The sequence below is a fragment of the Phyllobacterium sp. OV277 genome, from assembly GCF_900104355.1.
Taxonomy (GTDB): Bacteria; Pseudomonadota; Alphaproteobacteria; order Rhizobiales; family Rhizobiaceae; genus Phyllobacterium.
On sequence record NZ_FNIY01000009.1, the window covers coordinates 120,970 to 136,035 of the forward strand.

Genomic DNA, 15,066 nt, shown 5'->3' on the forward strand with positions numbered 1-15,066 from the left:
GATAATCGCAGAAATTGCAGATCATAAAGATTGCAGAATAAAGCTCCCCTCATCCTGAGCCTGTCGAAGGGCGAACCACGCACAATGTTTATGCAGTCTACTTCTTGGCACACTTTCCACAAACCGCAGCAATGGCAGGATGATGCACCTTATCACCAACAGCAACACCCAATCGCCGTGCCGTGCCAGCTTTGACTTCGATAACGAACCGCGCGGCACCGCCTGAGGAAATCGTGGCACGAGAAAACGGTACCGCATTTTCGCGAATAGCCGAGACGCGCCCGTTTTCATCGAGGAAAATCATGTCGAGTGCCGAAGGCGTGTTTTCCATCCACATGGTGACCAGACGGCTTTCCTCAAACACAAACAGCATGGCGCTGTTGTCTTTCAGATCGGTGCGGAACATCAGGCCGCGCTCGCGTTCTTCATCCGTATCGGCCACCTCAACCTGAAAGGGCACATCGCCCTTTGCGGTGTTGATGACAAGCGGTGCCGCATCGATTGCCAGATGCATCGGCTGCTGATCGGCTGCGCGCACGGGCAATACGGCAAAAGCAAGCACAAAAAAGCCGATCAGGAGAGATCGGCACAATCTGATCGATAGTGTCATCGGGAAATCTTTAATGGGATGCCGGCAGTTGCGTGCCGATATCGGGGTGAACCTCGGATGCCATCAGGCCCTTGTCGCCATTGCCAAAGCGAATGAGCACGACCTGTCCCGGACGCAGTTCGGTCAGACCGAAGCGGCGCAGGGTTTCCATATGAATGAAAATATCCTCGGTGCCTTCGCCGCGGGTAAGGAAGCCAAAGCCCTTGGTCCGGTTGAACCATTTGACCAGAACACGTTCCAGACCGCTTGAAGGCGTGACAGTGACATGTGTGCGCACCGGCGGCAGTTCCGTCGGGTGAACAGCGGTGGAGCTGTCCATGGAAAGCACGCGAAAACACTGCATGCCGCGCTCGCCCTGCTTGACCTCGCAAACAACGCGCGAACCCTCAAGCGCAGTCTGGAAGCCATCACGGCGCAGGCAGGTCACATGCAGAAGAATATCCGGCAGATCAGAATTATCAGGGACAACAAAACCATATCCCTTGGCGACGTCGAACCATTTGATAGCGCCCGCAACCTCGATGAGGTCGAGGCCATCGGACAATTGTTCATCATCGGGGGAATGCTGGGCTGATACTGGTCTGTCTGACATGAAGCGAGCCCTCCTCTCCTGAAACCAAACACTGATTCTCTTAATTCAGAATAACACCTGTCCGATGGATGAGGGCAAGTATCATCTGACTGTTTTTGTTGAAAAACAGGTGCAAATCTCTTCAACACCCGGTCAACCGCCCTTCACAAGACCGTTAATTTGTGGAGCCACCAAAATAATGTTACCAAAAAGTCGTAGGCGTTTCGCCTGAGCAATCCGATGATTGCCCCAATCTTTCACACACTGACGAACATCCAAGGGAAAACGATGCGCTATCTTCACACAATGGTCCGCGTCCGCGATGTCGCTGAATCGCTGGATTTTTACTGCAATAAATTTGGCCTTGAGGAGATCAGGCGTACGGAAAATGAAAAAGGCCGCTTCACGCTGATCTTTCTGGCGGCACCTGACGATAAGGGTCGCGCAGTCGCCGAACGGGCACCGGAACTCGAACTGACATTCAACTGGGACCCGGAAACCTATACGGGCGGACGCAATTTCGGCCACCTCGCCTATGCCGTCGAGAACATCTATGAGACCTGCCAGACTCTGCAGGACAAGGGCGTTACCATCAATCGCCCGCCGCGTGACGGCAATATGGCCTTCATCCGCTCGCCCGACGGCATTTCCATCGAGCTCATCCAGAAAGGTCCCGCCCTGCCGCCGCAGGAGCCGTGGCTGTCCATGCCGAACACCGGAAGCTGGTAATTCTGCTATTGTCGTTCATCGCCGCTCCTGATGGGGCGGCGCTGACCACAGGCACTCAATCTAGGTACAACTCCCAATACCTTGTGCATCCCATATAATGTAGTTACATTATATGAAGGTCGTATGGGATGAACCAAAGCGCCAGCAGAACCTCGCCAAGCACGGCTTGGACTTTGCCGATTTGTTGATCGAGTTCTTTCTGGATGCGCACATTGAAAATGCCAGGAATGGCCGTTTTTTAGCTATTGGTGATTACAACGGACAGACCATCGTCGCAGTCGTGTTCAAACTGCTCGGATCAGAAGCGCTTTCAGTTATTTCCATGCGATACGCAAGCCGGAAAGAAAGGAGCCGTTCATGACAGCAAAATGGCCCAGCTTCATCACCAAAGATCTTGGTCAGACTCCCGAAGACGATGCGGAAATGATGCGTCGGTGGGAAGTCTATGACCGGGAGATGCAGGCTCTCATAGCTGCCGGAGGCGTTCATATGGACGATGACGGCTGGTGGGTTGACGATGCGACTAGTGAATTGATTGGCCCCGACCCGGAAATCGAGCGGCCTCTTACGGACGAAGAATTGACGCGTGCGCGGCCCTTCAAGGACGCATTTCCCGAATTGTACGAAAGCATCCAGCGCGCCCGAGGGCGTCCACCCGTCGATACTCCCAAAAAGCAGATAACGCTTCGTGTTGATCAGGATGTGATCGCCAAGTTCAAAGCGACGGGTAAAGGCTGGCAAAGCCGTATCAACGAAGTGCTCAAACAGGCAAAGGTGAAATAGGTCGGCAATCTTTGTCTGGTCTCGTTTACCCTGCCGGTGCGTTGCGCGCAGCGTCCAAGAAGCGATAACGCGGGTGCTTCAGGAGAAAGTTGTTTTCCTCGCAGATGGAGAGAATATTGATGGTGCTTCCGGTGTGAGGCTTCGCAGCCCGATGAGTCCATCTACTCCCTAGGTCTATATTGCCGCCAATCGACTGTTATGAAAAAGTCGCAGTTGGCCGATGCATGGGAGAACGCGTTGCTGACAACTGGGAACCAGATCAAAGCTGCGCGTGCATTGGCAGGTATGGGACAAAAATCCCTTGCTGATGCGGCCAGAGTTGGAATCAACACGATCCGCAACTTCGAAGCATCAGGCAAAGAGGCCGTCCAAGGCAGGATTGGCACTCTGGAAGCAATACGAAATGCGCTTTTCAAGGCTGGTGTGGAACTACTCGATGATGGGCAGCCATCGACCAGCGGTCCTGGCGTCAGGCTTCGGAAAGAATGACGAATTGATCTCCCCTGCCCAATGCCGCGCAGGTCGCGCCCTTCTCCAATGGTCTCAACAACAGCTTGCGGACGCGGCCCATATCGGCGTCGTGACCGTGCGGCAGTTCGAAAGCGGTGCGGCTGAACCGCGCCACGCAACGCTTGATGTCATAAAACGCGCTTTTGAAGCCGCAGGGGTCATTTTTGAAGCTCGCGGTGAATTGGTTCCCGGCGGCCCCGGCGTTCGTCTCGCGGAAGGATAAATCGGTACGTCTAAGGTCTATATTGCCGTCAACGCATTGCTATGGGACAGTTGTTTGATGTCGATTGTTGGAGAAAACATTGCTCACGACTGGCAATCAGCTTCGTGCCGCACGCGCACTTATTGATATGGATCAAACAACACTCGCCAAAAGTGCGGGTCTGAACATCAACACCATAAGCGCCATGGAAAAGAAGGGAGCGACTGGACTTACAAGCGGGCTCGACAAAATATACAAAATTATGCGCGTTCTTGAGGAAGCCGGCGTCGAATTCCTGAACCATGGGCAACCCGGTGTAAGACTGAGGAAAGATTGATGGAACAGGGGGAAACTTGATAAACCCTGATCAATGCAGAGCGGCGCGCGCCCTCGCCAATATGTCTCAGGATGATCTTGCCAAGGCTGCCAAGGTGGGCTTGTCGACAGTTCGCAATTTCGAAACAGGCCGCTCCGTACCCGTCACCAATAATCTGGAAGCCATTATGCGGGTGCTTCAGGAAAAGATTGTGTTTCTCTCCAATGGTCAGCATGCTGAAGGCGGACCGGGTGTGAGGCTTAAATAGATGACAAACCAGATTATTTCGTTCCGGGAATTCCTTAAAACCGGAATCCTCGGACCGCTTTCCACTGATATGAAACTGATCGACGTGGCCGAGGCATTGGGTGTGCCCACTTTCTTTTTTCTTCATCCCGACACTGAAGATGTGCCCGTCTATTGGGGTTACAATAAACTCGAGATTTCTTTCGAAGTTGAATCTCCTCATCCGATGCAATGGTTTCAGATAGAACATGCCGGTGGGCTGGAGGGCGATTTTGAGGCCATTTCAGACAAGATTCTGCTTGCCCTTGATGGCTTCAATGGAGACACGAAGCCGTCAGAATTTCTACTTGGCGAATTATGGAATCCGGACGAAGTTATCGTAAATTTGGGTGCTTTGGCAGACGATATTGCGCTCAATATTTGTGCGGGGAAAATATCTGTTCTCTTCCAGTTGGATTCTACATTCATAGTGGACGGCGATGCCGAGCGTTATATTGTGACAGCGGACATCATCCAGATCATCAATGATATTGACGGAAGAACCAGTCTCGACAGTGTTTACTCTCATTTAAGTGCGGAAGACGCCATAAAATCCAACACGTGGAGACATCCAATTCGGATCACTGGTCGCGAATATCTTAAGGCTATCTCGATCTGATTTCGAACGTGAGACCTCTGCATCAACTGTACCGAGCACAGTTTCTAATTCGCCTTCGCCTTCAATTCCTGTGCGTAATCAAGCACCATTTGGCGGCGTTCCGGCGTGCCGGGGTGGGTTTCGAGAATGCTGGTGGAGCTGTGATCGTTGAGCTTATCCTCAGCCATCGCAAAGAAACGTGAAATGGCGGTCGGATCGTAACCCGCCTTCAACATCAGCTCGACGCTGTGCCGGTCGGCTGCACTTTCATAGGCGCGGGAATAGGACAGCGCCAGCAGGCCGCCGCCCTGCACCAGAATGTCATGGGTACTGTCACCAATATCACCGCCGATCAGCATGATCAGCCCGGTCACGCCTGCCGCGCGGTAAAGCTGGCGCAAACTGTGCTTTAGCTCCACATGGCCGATTTCATGGGCAAGCACGCCCAAAAGCATTTCCGTATCGCCATCAGCGAGTTTTATCAGTTCATCGGTGATGATGACCGTACCATCGGGCAGCGCAAATGCATTGGGGCCGATAACACCGCCTTCGCGAAATTGCAGATCAAAACCGCCTGCCCCACGATCCGACTTGGCCGCAATTTTCTCAAAGCCATCGTGCAATTTGGTTTTTTGGTCATCCGGCAGGGTGCTTGCCGAGAAGACTGTCGTATCCAGCGTTTGCAACGTGCCTTTGGACATGAGTTCCGGCACAACTGGCGGCGTTACCAGAACTGCAACCTCAACCAGAGCTGGGACAGCAAAGCGATAGATGGAGAAGGCGAAAATGACTGTCAGGACAACAAACAGCAGCAGGCGCGGGTGAAAACCTTCCGCGCGATGGACCCATCCGGCACGGCTACCTTTTTGCGAGGCAACCAGCCTGTCGATGGCGTTATTATCAGATGTCTGAAAATTGGTCTGATCGGCAAAGGTTAGCCGCCGCGGAATGGAGCCGACCCGATCACTGATCTCGATGTTGGCGAAGGCGGCGGCGGACAGAACTGTCCCATCCGCAGCAACGACAGACACTGTATCATCGGCAAATATGAGACTGGCCTCCCTGCCCGCACTTGAACCTTCGCGGTACCAGAGACCAGTCGTTATTTTGCCGATGTCAGAAGCCAAAATCGATGCCCTCTATATCCATGAATTCCGACCCGACGGCCGAGCCGGTGTCCTTGATATCGGAGAAGATTTCGCCGACATCGCCATCAAACACAATAGCGGTGTAATCGGCATGGAATCGGGCGAGCCTGACAGCAGCCCATGGCCGCATCAATCCAAGCGTGAGGAGCGTGACGAGAAGATTGGAGATCACCACCCAGGCATAACGCCATCTTGGCATGTCCGAGTAGAGATAGTGACGGCTGTCAAACGTGGTGGCGCTAAAGCCAACGTTGCGCACGCCTGCCGTATAAAGAAGGCCGATGGCTGAATAAATCAGGCCGACAGGTAGAAGCACAAGGTAAACGAGCAAAATCGTGCTGATGTCTGGCGGTGTACCGTTCGCTAAATGCTCAGGATTCAATCCTGCCATTAAGCCTGATGAAATTGTGGCGGCGACGAAAAGAAGGAAGGCTCCACAGACAGTCAGAATCGCTGGCAATATCCACACACTATAGAGGGAGCCGAGTGTTGGCTCCGGCGAGAATGCCTTCCCACCATAGCGCAGGTTGCCAAGTGTGTAGCGCAGCGTCCAGCGGCTGGCGATTGGTGCCAATATGCCGAAGGTAACCACGGCCACGAGACTGCTCAGGAAAAAAGCGCGCACCGCTCCCCAGTAGCCGCCCACGAAATCAAAACGCACATTGCGATAGCTCGTTACACGCGCAGTGAAGCGAAGGCCGCGTAGGATCAGCCATGGAATCGCAATGAGGAAAACAAGCGCCAGGATGAAACCGGCGATTGGCAGGAAATGCAGCAACAGGTTGTAGATGATGAGGTAGCCGATGACGATGATACGGCCGAGCAAAATCTGCGTTGGCCGGGCGTGGTAATCGAACCAGCTATCTGCGAGTTTGGTATTGCCGTAAAAATAGCGGTTACGCCGCACCTTGGCCCAGGCAGAATAAATGCCGAGAGTGACAATCGTCAGAAGTACATTGACGATCCAGATGCCAAAATATTCCTTTGCACTACCGGAAAATCGATGACCTGTGTATTCAGCCGGGCGGCCAAAATGACTTTGCGGTGAGCCTTCCATGTTTCCCCCGAAACAGTTTTGTCCAACTGGACCCCAAGAACTTGCTTAGCCTGACTTGAGGCGGGATAGCAATCGTACCGCCGAAATTTCCCACAAACTCACATTTGATATCGCAGACAAAGCGCTTTCACCCGCCCGATTGTCCTGATATCAGAAATGACACAATGTGGAGGATGGCATGAAGGATGTGTTGATCGAGCTGGAGCGCCGCAGGACCATTGCGCGCGAGGGTGGCGGCAAGACGCGGATCGAGGCCCAGCACAAGCGCGGCAAGCTGACCGCCCGCGAGCGCATCGATATCTTTCTCGACGAAGGCTCCTTTGAAGAGTTCGACATGTTTGTCGAACACCGCTCGACCGATTTCGGCATGGAAGATACAAAGTTTGCCGGCGACGGCGTTGTCACCGGCTGGGGCACGATCAACGGCCGCACGGTTTTCGTCTTCGCCAAGGATTTTACCGTGTTCGGCGGCTCTCTCTCCGAGGCGCACGCGGAAAAGGTGCAGAAAATTCAGGATATGGCGCTGCGCAACCGCGCGCCTGTCATCGGGCTTTACGATGCGGGCGGCGCGCGCATTCAGGAAGGCGTGGCGGCACTTGGCGGCTATGCGGAAATCTTTCAGCGCAATGTGCTTGCCTCCGGCGTCATTCCGCAGATTTCGGTGATCATGGGGCCATGCGCGGGTGGTGACGTCTATTCCCCTGCCATGACTGATTTCATCTTCATGGTGCGCGATACATCCTATATGTTTGTCACCGGGCCGGATGTGGTCAAAACCGTTACCAACGAGACGGTGACAGCCGAGCAGCTCGGCGGCGCATCGATCCATACGACAAAATCGTCGATTGCCGATGGCGCCTATGATAATGATGTGGCGGCCCTGTTACAAATGCGCCGTCTGATTGATTTCCTTCCGGCATCCAACACGGCTGAGATTCCTGAAATCGAGTGCTTTCAGAGCACGGAAGAGCCTGACCATTCGCTCGACCGGCTGGTGCCTGACAATGCCAACAAGCCCTATGACATCAAGGAACTGATCCGCAAAACCGTGGATGAGGCTGATTTTTTCGAAATTCAGGAAAATTTTGCCAAGAATATCGTTGTCGGCTTTGGCCGTGTCGAAGGGCGCACGGTCGGTATTGTCGGCAACCAGCCCATGGTTCTGGCCGGTGTGCTCGACAGCGATGCATCACGCAAGGCAGCACGCTTCGTGCGATTCTGCGATTGCTTCAGCATTCCGATTGTCACCTTTGTCGATGTTCCGGGTTTCCTTCCCGGCACGGCGCAGGAATATGGCGGCCTGATCAAGCATGGCGCAAAGCTGCTCTTCGCCTATGCGGAGGCAACAGTACCAAAAATCACCATCATCACGCGCAAGGCCTATGGCGGTGCCTATGACGTTATGGCGTCAAAGCATCTGCGCGGCGATATCAACTATGCCTGGCCCTCGGCGCAGATTGCCGTGATGGGTGCCAAAGGTGCGGTGGAAATCATCTATCGCAAGGATATTGGCGATGCGGAGAAAATCGCAGCGCATACGAAGCGTTACGAGGATCGATTCCTGTCGCCGTTCGTGGCTGCCGAGCGCGGTTATATCGATGAGGTGATCATGCCCCACTCCACGCGCAAGCGGGTTTCACGGGCACTGCGCATGTTGCGCAACAAGGATCTCGAAAATCCCTGGAAGAAACATGACAATATCCCGCTTTGAGGGCGGGATATCAGTATTCGTATACAGTAATTTGAAGATTTAGCGGCGGAAGCTGAAGCCGCCGCTGGATTCGCGAAGAATTTGCGAGATCGTGCGCTTGTCGCATGGCTCTGCCATTTTGGGGGCGGCCTTTACAAGCTTTGCGCTCGACTTCACTGCAACCTTAGGTAATTTCATGACGCGTGCTTCAGATGGCGACGACGTTTCGTTATTTATTGATAGCATTGTTCACACCTCAAGTTTAACTATCCTCACTAAGAGAATAATCTTGTTCAGCATGCGTCTGTATTTCGGATGCATTGTGACAATAGGAAAATTCAACCGATTTAACAAATCACTATTTGTATCCGATTTTGACTCTCGTTTGAATAAAACTAACAAATCGCAAAAAGGTTCCCCACCCTTAAATATCACGCAAATATTACACTTTGAAACAACAGTAGAAGATACGATTTCAACGAAAACACGAGAGCATTGGTCTGACCCTACCCGCTTGATCAGCTATGTGAAGGCCACACCCAATAAGTCTCAGGATTGGCGATTGGCCGCCTGCCTCCGGCAAAATATATTCCCCTGATGTTGCGTATCACCGCCCACGCTCCAAGGAGGTAATAGACCTGACCTAGCCGGGCGAACCATATCCTTATATATGCGTGATCGAGTTCACTGTTGCCGGAAAAATGATACATAATGATCGCTGCCAAAAGCATCCCGACAATAACACCGATCGTTGAGACGACTGACGTCCGGTAGAGAAATTCAAAATGGCTTTTTTCCCAACCGGTGGCGCTCAACCGGCGTCCTTTCGCGGCGAAAAGCCCATAGATCGCAAACGGGAACATCACCATGCCGACGAGAAGCACGACGTAGTTCGAAGGCACCAAGCTTTTTGGGTATTGAGCCGGAGGTTGTATCAAGGCTTCTTCGGTTTGCATCGTTCCCCCATGTCAGGATTTGCACCCTGCGTAAGGTAGTTGATGCTTAATGCAAGACAAACTGAAAGATAGGGTAGCCAAATCGTTACAGCAGCCTCTGGTGCGGCCCAGCAAAACGATTCTGAACGCCACGCTATCCTGCGGCGGCTTTAACCGCGGAGGATGACTGTCATTGTTTTGAATTCTGTCTGGTCGGCTCAGGTCGCCTCAATGCCGACCTTGCTTTGGATCTGGTCAATTGTCTCCTTGACGAAGAAGGTCAGACCGGCAGTTGTCGTCACAATATGCGTGCCCGTTCCGTAAGGATTGAACGAAACGACATGCGCAAAATTGAGTGTGATGAGATCGCCGTTAACGTCGGTCAGTTTGATCCACATGGCCTTACCTCCCTCTATGACTTGAACAACGTGTTTCCCGATACGCTGTTCCCACCAAGGAAGCAGGATTCCCTAAATCAAGCAATCGAATAGCAAATCCTACCAGAGATTCTTGCCGTCTATGATTTCTGTCGGCACAGAAGCAATATCGAAATCGTCGAAAAGGCGGATATTGAGGGAAATACGCGGGTTTTCAAAGTCGGGCTTGTAGTCTGTCCACGACGGAATCTGCGAATAGGTGCCGCAACCGCAAACATTACAATGGTGATGCTTGTTGAAACCATTGCGATTGTAGACAGCATCCGCCTCAGGCGTGACGGTCAGCTTGACCTGATCGGGCGTGTAATAGGCCCACAATGTTCCGCGCTTTGTGCAGAAGGTGCAGGTACACACGGTTGCCGTGGCCGGAGCCTCGCTCACTTCAAATTTGATTGCACCGCAGTGACAGCTTGCCAGAATACCCATCATTATCCCCCATATCGATGATCCAATGTCAGTAGGTATAACTGACAACTCCTGACAGCATATTGTCAGGAGCGATTATCACTCAGGGCTTCCTACGATAGTGATAACTATAGAGTTCCCTGTCAAAACCCAGCGAAGCATAGAGCGCTCTGGCAGGCGGATTGTCAGCAAGAACCTGTAGGCATGCTGCCGCTGCGCCTTCATCCTTCGCCCAGTCGAGCAAAGTCCCGACGGCTCGCTGACCGAGACCGCGCTTACGGTAATCCGGGTCGGTGGCAACGGATTCCAGCACCAGCAGGCCATTGCTGATTGCACCATAGGCCTTGGCAACAATTTTGCCGTCCATCGTGACTGACGTGAAGGCTTTGGGCACGACAAGAGAGGCAACCATGGCGGTAAAAGCACTGTGATCTTCTTCGGACCACCCGGATATGCGCTTGCTTTCACGCAACCAGCCCGGCGTCATCTCGGGGCAAATCTCGGCGGCTGGAGCGCTTCCTGCCTTGCGCTGTTTTAGATCGCAATAAAGCACCGCACTCCCGCCCTCAAAGCGATAGCCGCGTTCCACCAGATCAGACTCCATTTCATTGGCAATGCTGGGAACACGGAAAATAAAGCCACGGCCAAGCGACTGATAAAGCTTTTCCGCAGCATCGATGACTTCAGCCGGTTCCGCACGCGGGCCGCGCAGCGGATTGACGGAATTGACCCGGCGAATACTGCCACCGGAAAACCGCATCAGCCAGCCGCCGTGAATGACCTGCCTTGGCGATGGCCACGCATTGAAACAGGCTTCCTCAACTTGCCAATTCAGATCATCCGTCACGTTCTTCTCCTAGACCGCCTGTCCTGCAACCCAGCCCGATGACCAGGCCCACTGGAAATTGTAACCGCCAAGCCACCCCGTCACATCAACGACTTCGCCGATGAAATAGAGCCCCTTGGTGGATTTGGCTTCCATCGTCTTTTGATCGAGGCCATCCGTATCGACCCCGCCAAGCGTCACTTCCGCCGTCCGGTAGCCTTCGGAGCCAGCGGGCTTGACCTGCCATTCATTGATCGCCTTCTCGACGCCGAGCAATTGCTTGTCAGAGATATCGGCAAGATGGTTTTGTATTCCACTGTTTTCGGCAATCAGTTGCGCAAGCCTTTTGGGCAGCAATTCCGATAAAGCGGTTTGCAGCGCCTGACGGCCATTGCGGGCGCGGGCGGCTCGCAGTGCCTCAAACACCTTGGTTCCCGGCAGCATGGCGACCGTGATCATGTCACCCTCCCGCCAATAGGAGGAGATTTGCAGGATGGAAGGTCCGCTCAAACCGCGATGGGTAAACAGCATTGCTTCGGCAAACTTTGTCTTGCCATGGCTGACAACCGCATCAACGGATATGCCTGACAGGGGTTTCAGCGGTACAAGCGTGTTTTCATCAAAGGTCAGTGGCACCAGCGCCGGACGGGTTTCTGTCAGCGACAGCCCGAACTGTTTTGCAATGTCATAGCCAAAACCTGTTGCACCCATTTTGGGAATGGATTTGCCGCCGCAGGCAACAACCAGCGAGGTGCAACGAACACGCTCCCCGGAGAGCGAGACCACATAGCCGTCGGTCACCGCCTCGATAGAGTCCACAACCGTCTGCAAGCGTAGCTCGGCACCGGCCTCTTTCATTTCCTTGACCAGCAGATTGATGATCTGCGTCGCCGAGCCATCGCAAAACAACTGGCCCAGCGTCTTTTCATGCCATGCAATGCCATAGCGGTCGACAAGAGCGATGAAATTGCGCTGGGTATAGCGGCGCAATGCGGAAATGCAGAAATGCGGATTCTTGCTGATGTAATTTTGCGGGGCGGCATTCAGATTGGTGAAATTGCAGCGGCCACCGCCGGAAATGCGGATTTTGTCACCGGGGGCTTTCGCATGGTCCACAATAAGCACTGAGCGACCACGCTTACCCGCTTCCACCGCGCACATCATGCCCGCAGCACCGGCCCCGATGATGAGAACGTCCACCTGTTTCATCATGGCGAGGGTAACAATTCGTCAGTACGGCCGGTTGCCCAATAGGCGAAGAGCCCAACCCATTCCTTCACCACAATGGTGAGATTTTGCAGGGAATCCAAGGGATTATCCTGTGCCGGTCCGAGATATTCAATGCCGGAGGTGCGATAATCAGCAGGCCATGGCACCACATTGAATCCCGCCTTGCGGAAAAGGCCGACCGAACGGGGCATGTGGAAGGCCGATGTTACCAGCAGCCATGTTTCGCCCGGTTTGATATCAAGCAGCTTTTTGGTGAATTGGGCGTTTTCGTAAGTGTCGCGCGATTCATTCTCCAGAATGAGCCGGTCCTGGGACACGCCAAGCGCCGTCAGCAGGCGTGGTGCCGTGGCGCCATCACCCTCACCTTCAAGCACCAGCGTTCCACCGCCGCCCGTAACCACAACCTTTGCGTCGGGGTAACGGCGCGCCAGAACGGCTGTCTCGACAAAACGATCGCCACTGGCATTGAGTTCATAGCCGCCGCGCACAAGATTAACGCCGCCCTCAAACCCGCCGCCAAGGACGATAATACCATCAACATGAGCAGGTGCCGGTGACGGACGTTGAAACCGGTCTTCCAGTGGATGCATAAGCAGTGCGCCAAGCGAACTCCATGCGGCAAGTCCAAGGATCAGAAATGAGAAAGCTGATGCGGTCATGGCGATGCGGCGCCATGAGAAGCAAACCGCGAAAAACGCCAGTGCCATCAGCAGAATGGAAAAATTCAGCGGTTGAGCAAGAAACCAGAAGACTTTGGAAACAAAGAAAAACATTGAATAACCTTACGTCAAATTCGCCAGCATTTTGACTTTCTCAATCTCACGCTCAAGGCTCTCCGACCATTCGAGGCTTCGGTGCACGATCTGAAACCCCTCGCGTTCGTACAAGCGTATGGCACCGACATTGCGCGCATGCGCTTCAAGTCGGGCGCTGGAATAACCGGCAGCAGCGATTTTAGCCTTCAGAGCCTTGAGAATGAGCAAGCCAATGCCTTGCCCCTGATAATCCGGGTCAACCCACATATCCGAGATATAGTCGTCATTCTTGTCGCGCGCTCCCCAACCAAGGATAGTGCCACCCTCCTCAGCCACCAGCACGCTGGTAAAATGCTCTTCGGCAAAGGCTTCATAGGCGCGCTCGACATGTGAGCGCATGCCGGGCAATTCGGGTTCGAAGGAAAAGATGTTCGAGGCCCAGGCACGCATCCCGACCGCGGCAAGCGCCGCGATGTCGGCTTGCGTGGCAGGCCTGACTACCACCATTTCGGCGCGTTGAACTTGCCTGCGGCCTGTTCGATGACCCAAGCGGTCTGGAACAGGGTTTCCTCGTCAAATGGCCGCCCGATCAGCTGCAAGCCCAGCGGCAGGCCTTTGCTGTCAAGTCCGGCAGGAACCGCAATGCCCGGAAGGCCAGCCATGTTGACGGTGACTGTGAAAATGTCATTGAGGTACATTTTCACCGGATCAGCAGCCAAATCCTGATCGGCAATGCCGAAAGCCGCCGAGGGTGTCGCAGGGGTCAGGATCGCATCCACGCCCGCGTGGAATACATCCTCAAAATCCTTCTTGATCAGCGTGCGAACTTTTTGCGCCTGCAGATAATAGGCATCGTAATAGCCAGCCGACAGCACATAGGTGCCGATCATGATGCGGCGCTTCACTTCATCGCCAAAGCCGCTGGCGCGGGTCTTTTCGTACATATCGACAATATCTTTACCGGGAACACGCAGGCCGTAGCGCACGCCATCATAACGGGCAAGATTTGACGAGGCTTCTGCCGGAGCCACGATGTAATAGGCTGGCAGCGCGTATTTGGTATGCGGCAGGGAAATATCGACGATGGATGCACCAGCGTCTTTCAGCCACGCAATGCCCTGCTGCCAGAGCTTTTCGATTTCCTCGGGCATACCCTCGACGCGGTATTCCTTGGGAATGCCGATCTTGAGCCCGGTCAATGGCTTGCCGATGATCGATTCATAATCAGGCACGGCAATATCGACAGATGTTGTGTCCTTGGAATCAACCGAGGCCATGGATTTGAGCAGGATCGCCGCGTCACGCACATCGCGGGCAATGGGTCCGGCCTGATCCAGCGACGAGGCGAAGGCAACGATGCCCCAGCGCGAGCAGCGGCCATAGGTCGGCTTGATACCGACAGTGCCGGTGAAAGCCGCAGGCTGGCGAATGGAACCACCCGTATCGGTGGCCGTCGCCCCGGCGCAAAGATGTGCTGCAACCGCAGCAGCCGAGCCGCCAGACGAGCCACCGGGCACGAGATCGGCGTTCGAACCATTTGCGCGCCATGGGTTTTTCACCGGGCCGTAATAGGAGCTTTCGTTGGACGAGCCCATGGCAAACTCATCCATGTTGAGCTTGCCGAGCATGACAGCGCCATCCGCCCACAGGTTCGACGTAACCGTCGATTCGTAATGAGGCTTGAAGCCATCAAGAATGTGCGAGCAGGCCTGTGTGTGAATGCCTTCCGTGCCAAAAAGGTCCTTGATGCCAAGCGGAATACCTTCAAGCGCTCCACCTTTACCGGCGCTCAGGCGGGCATCGGAAGCCTTTGCCATATCAAGCGCTTTTTCAGGCGTGACGGTGATATAGGCATTCAGGGCCTCATTCGCGGTCTCGATTGCCTTCAAATATGCACTGGTCAGCTCCGTGGCGGTGATCGCCTTGGCTTTCAGCTGGTCGCGCGCCTCGGCAATGGTGAGAGCGGTCAGATCGGTCAT

The 15,066-nt window shown here is 54.0% G+C and carries 21 protein-coding genes; 8 read left to right on the forward strand and 13 right to left on the reverse strand.

The window, feature by feature from the left end:
* Window positions 1-97: 97 nt before the first annotated feature.
* Together BLU05_RS21785 and BLU05_RS21790 are read right to left on the reverse strand one after the other, a co-directional pair.
* Window positions 98-514 (reverse strand): DUF192 domain-containing protein, encoded by a 417-nt coding sequence (locus BLU05_RS21785; protein ID WP_348271769.1) that lies wholly within the window; start codon window positions 512-514, stop codon window positions 98-100.
* Window positions 515-620: 106 nt separating this feature from the next.
* Entirely contained in the window at window positions 621-1,202 is a 582-nt protein-coding gene (locus tag BLU05_RS21790) for a cold-shock protein (protein WP_091884757.1), read from the reverse strand.
* Window positions 1,203-1,469: 267 nt separating this feature from the next.
* Here BLU05_RS21790 and BLU05_RS21795 point away from each other — a divergent pair, with 267 nt between their 5' ends.
* From BLU05_RS21795 to BLU05_RS21830, 7 genes are all read left to right on the forward strand, one after another.
* Window positions 1,470-1,910: a VOC family protein gene (locus BLU05_RS21795; RefSeq protein WP_091884886.1), complete on the forward strand. Its 441-nt coding sequence runs from the start codon at window positions 1,470-1,472 to the stop codon at window positions 1,908-1,910.
* A 112-nt stretch (window positions 1,911-2,022) separates the two neighbouring features.
* Window positions 2,023-2,271 (forward strand): BrnT family toxin, encoded by a 249-nt coding sequence (locus tag BLU05_RS21800; RefSeq protein WP_091884760.1) that lies wholly within the window; start codon window positions 2,023-2,025, stop codon window positions 2,269-2,271.
* Window positions 2,268-2,693, forward strand: coding sequence for a BrnA antitoxin family protein (locus BLU05_RS21805; RefSeq protein WP_091884763.1), 426 nt, complete (start codon window positions 2,268-2,270; stop codon window positions 2,691-2,693). Before BLU05_RS21800 ends, BLU05_RS21805 begins: the two co-directional genes overlap by 4 nt.
* Window positions 2,694-3,096: 403 nt before the next feature.
* On the forward strand, window positions 3,097-3,426 hold the full coding sequence (locus BLU05_RS21815; protein WP_348271767.1) for a helix-turn-helix domain-containing protein: 330 nt from the start codon (window positions 3,097-3,099) through the stop codon (window positions 3,424-3,426).
* Between the two features lie 79 nt (window positions 3,427-3,505).
* Complete coding sequence (locus tag BLU05_RS21820; protein WP_091884768.1) at window positions 3,506-3,742, forward strand: helix-turn-helix domain-containing protein; 237 nt, start codon at window positions 3,506-3,508, stop codon at window positions 3,740-3,742.
* A 16-nt stretch (window positions 3,743-3,758) separates the two neighbouring features.
* Window positions 3,759-3,989, forward strand: coding sequence for a helix-turn-helix domain-containing protein (locus BLU05_RS21825; protein ID WP_175540706.1), 231 nt, complete (start codon window positions 3,759-3,761; stop codon window positions 3,987-3,989).
* Complete coding sequence (locus BLU05_RS21830; protein ID WP_091884771.1) at window positions 3,990-4,625, forward strand: hypothetical protein; 636 nt, start codon at window positions 3,990-3,992, stop codon at window positions 4,623-4,625. It abuts the gene before it with no gap.
* 44 nt (window positions 4,626-4,669) lie between these two features.
* On the opposite strand, the gene BLU05_RS21835 is transcribed toward BLU05_RS21830, so the two are convergent.
* Complete coding sequence (locus BLU05_RS21835; RefSeq protein WP_091884773.1) at window positions 4,670-5,731, reverse strand: M48 family metallopeptidase; 1,062 nt, start codon at window positions 5,729-5,731, stop codon at window positions 4,670-4,672.
* Window positions 5,721-6,809, reverse strand: coding sequence for a YjgN family protein (locus BLU05_RS21840; RefSeq protein WP_091884776.1), 1,089 nt, complete (start codon window positions 6,807-6,809; stop codon window positions 5,721-5,723). The genes BLU05_RS21835 and BLU05_RS21840 overlap by 11 nt, the downstream gene beginning before the upstream one ends.
* 178 nt (window positions 6,810-6,987) lie before the next feature.
* Between BLU05_RS21840 and BLU05_RS21845 the strand changes: the two genes are divergently transcribed.
* Window positions 6,988-8,520, forward strand: coding sequence for an acyl-CoA carboxylase subunit beta (locus BLU05_RS21845; RefSeq protein ID WP_091884778.1), 1,533 nt, complete (start codon window positions 6,988-6,990; stop codon window positions 8,518-8,520).
* Between the two features lie 39 nt (window positions 8,521-8,559).
* Here the strand turns inward: BLU05_RS21845 and BLU05_RS26315 are convergent, their stop codons facing one another.
* From BLU05_RS26315 to gatA, 9 genes are all read right to left on the reverse strand, one after another.
* Window positions 8,560-8,697, reverse strand: coding sequence for a hypothetical protein (locus BLU05_RS26315; protein ID WP_175540707.1), 138 nt, complete (start codon window positions 8,695-8,697; stop codon window positions 8,560-8,562).
* Between the two features lie 320 nt (window positions 8,698-9,017).
* The gene (locus BLU05_RS21850) at window positions 9,018-9,455 is read right to left on the reverse strand and encodes a hypothetical protein (protein ID WP_091884781.1); all 438 of its coding nucleotides are present in this window, start codon (window positions 9,453-9,455) and stop codon (window positions 9,018-9,020) included.
* A gap of 197 nt (window positions 9,456-9,652) precedes the next feature.
* Window positions 9,653-9,832, reverse strand: a complete 180-nt coding sequence (locus BLU05_RS21855; protein WP_091884783.1) for a hypothetical protein — start codon at window positions 9,830-9,832, stop codon at window positions 9,653-9,655.
* A 99-nt stretch (window positions 9,833-9,931) separates the two neighbouring features.
* Window positions 9,932-10,297, reverse strand: coding sequence for a GFA family protein (locus BLU05_RS21860; protein WP_091884786.1), 366 nt, complete (start codon window positions 10,295-10,297; stop codon window positions 9,932-9,934).
* 82 nt (window positions 10,298-10,379) lie between these two features.
* The gene (locus tag BLU05_RS21865) at window positions 10,380-11,123 is read right to left on the reverse strand and encodes a GNAT family N-acetyltransferase (RefSeq protein WP_244518478.1); all 744 of its coding nucleotides are present in this window, start codon (window positions 11,121-11,123) and stop codon (window positions 10,380-10,382) included.
* Window positions 11,124-11,132: 9 nt separating this feature from the next.
* Entirely contained in the window at window positions 11,133-12,311 is a 1,179-nt protein-coding gene (locus BLU05_RS21870) for a BaiN/RdsA family NAD(P)/FAD-dependent oxidoreductase (protein WP_091884897.1), read from the reverse strand.
* Window positions 12,311-13,105: a YdcF family protein gene (locus tag BLU05_RS21875; RefSeq protein ID WP_091884788.1), complete on the reverse strand. Its 795-nt coding sequence runs from the start codon at window positions 13,103-13,105 to the stop codon at window positions 12,311-12,313. The genes BLU05_RS21870 and BLU05_RS21875 overlap by 1 nt, the downstream gene beginning before the upstream one ends.
* Before the next feature lie 9 nt (window positions 13,106-13,114).
* Window positions 13,115-13,594: a GNAT family N-acetyltransferase gene (locus BLU05_RS21880; protein WP_091884791.1), complete on the reverse strand. Its 480-nt coding sequence runs from the start codon at window positions 13,592-13,594 to the stop codon at window positions 13,115-13,117.
* Window positions 13,585-15,066 carry an Asp-tRNA(Asn)/Glu-tRNA(Gln) amidotransferase subunit GatA gene (gene gatA, locus BLU05_RS21885; protein WP_091884793.1) on the reverse strand — a complete coding sequence of 494 codons (1,482 nt, stop codon included), beginning with the start codon at window positions 15,064-15,066 and terminating at the stop codon, window positions 13,585-13,587. Before gatA ends, BLU05_RS21880 begins: the two co-directional genes overlap by 10 nt.

Bases quoted from the DNA above. Each gene is read 5' to 3' on its own strand.
- BLU05_RS21785 (WP_348271769.1), bottom strand. From the start codon at position 514: ATGCATCTGGCAATCGATGCGGCACCGCTTGTCATCAACACCGCAAAG.
- BLU05_RS21790 (WP_091884757.1), bottom strand. From the start codon at position 1,202: ATGTCAGACAGACCAGTATCAGCCCAGCATTCCCCCGATGATGAACAA.
- BLU05_RS21795 (WP_091884886.1), top strand. From the start codon at position 1,470: ATGCGCTATCTTCACACAATGGTCCGCGTCCGCGATGTCGCTGAATCG.
- BLU05_RS21800 (WP_091884760.1), top strand. From the start codon at position 2,023: ATGAAGGTCGTATGGGATGAACCAAAGCGCCAGCAGAACCTCGCCAAG.
- BLU05_RS21805 (WP_091884763.1), top strand. From the start codon at position 2,268: ATGACAGCAAAATGGCCCAGCTTCATCACCAAAGATCTTGGTCAGACT.
- BLU05_RS21815 (WP_348271767.1), top strand. From the start codon at position 3,097: ATGCGCTTTTCAAGGCTGGTGTGGAACTACTCGATGATGGGCAGCCAT.
- BLU05_RS21830 (WP_091884771.1), top strand. From the start codon at position 3,990: ATGACAAACCAGATTATTTCGTTCCGGGAATTCCTTAAAACCGGAATC.
- BLU05_RS21840 (WP_091884776.1), bottom strand. From the start codon at position 6,809: ATGGAAGGCTCACCGCAAAGTCATTTTGGCCGCCCGGCTGAATACACA.
- BLU05_RS21845 (WP_091884778.1), top strand. From the start codon at position 6,988: ATGAAGGATGTGTTGATCGAGCTGGAGCGCCGCAGGACCATTGCGCGC.
- BLU05_RS26315 (WP_175540707.1), bottom strand. From the start codon at position 8,697: ATGAAATTACCTAAGGTTGCAGTGAAGTCGAGCGCAAAGCTTGTAAAG.
- BLU05_RS21850 (WP_091884781.1), bottom strand. From the start codon at position 9,455: ATGCAAACCGAAGAAGCCTTGATACAACCTCCGGCTCAATACCCAAAA.
- BLU05_RS21855 (WP_091884783.1), bottom strand. From the start codon at position 9,832: ATGTGGATCAAACTGACCGACGTTAACGGCGATCTCATCACACTCAAT.
- BLU05_RS21860 (WP_091884786.1), bottom strand. From the start codon at position 10,297: ATGGGTATTCTGGCAAGCTGTCACTGCGGTGCAATCAAATTTGAAGTG.
- BLU05_RS21870 (WP_091884897.1), bottom strand. From the start codon at position 12,311: ATGAAACAGGTGGACGTTCTCATCATCGGGGCCGGTGCTGCGGGCATG.
- BLU05_RS21875 (WP_091884788.1), bottom strand. From the start codon at position 13,105: ATGTTTTTCTTTGTTTCCAAAGTCTTCTGGTTTCTTGCTCAACCGCTG.
- BLU05_RS21880 (WP_091884791.1), bottom strand. From the start codon at position 13,594: ATGGTGGTAGTCAGGCCTGCCACGCAAGCCGACATCGCGGCGCTTGCC.
- gatA (WP_091884793.1), bottom strand. From the start codon at position 15,066: ATGACCGATCTGACCGCTCTCACCATTGCCGAGGCGCGCGACCAGCTG.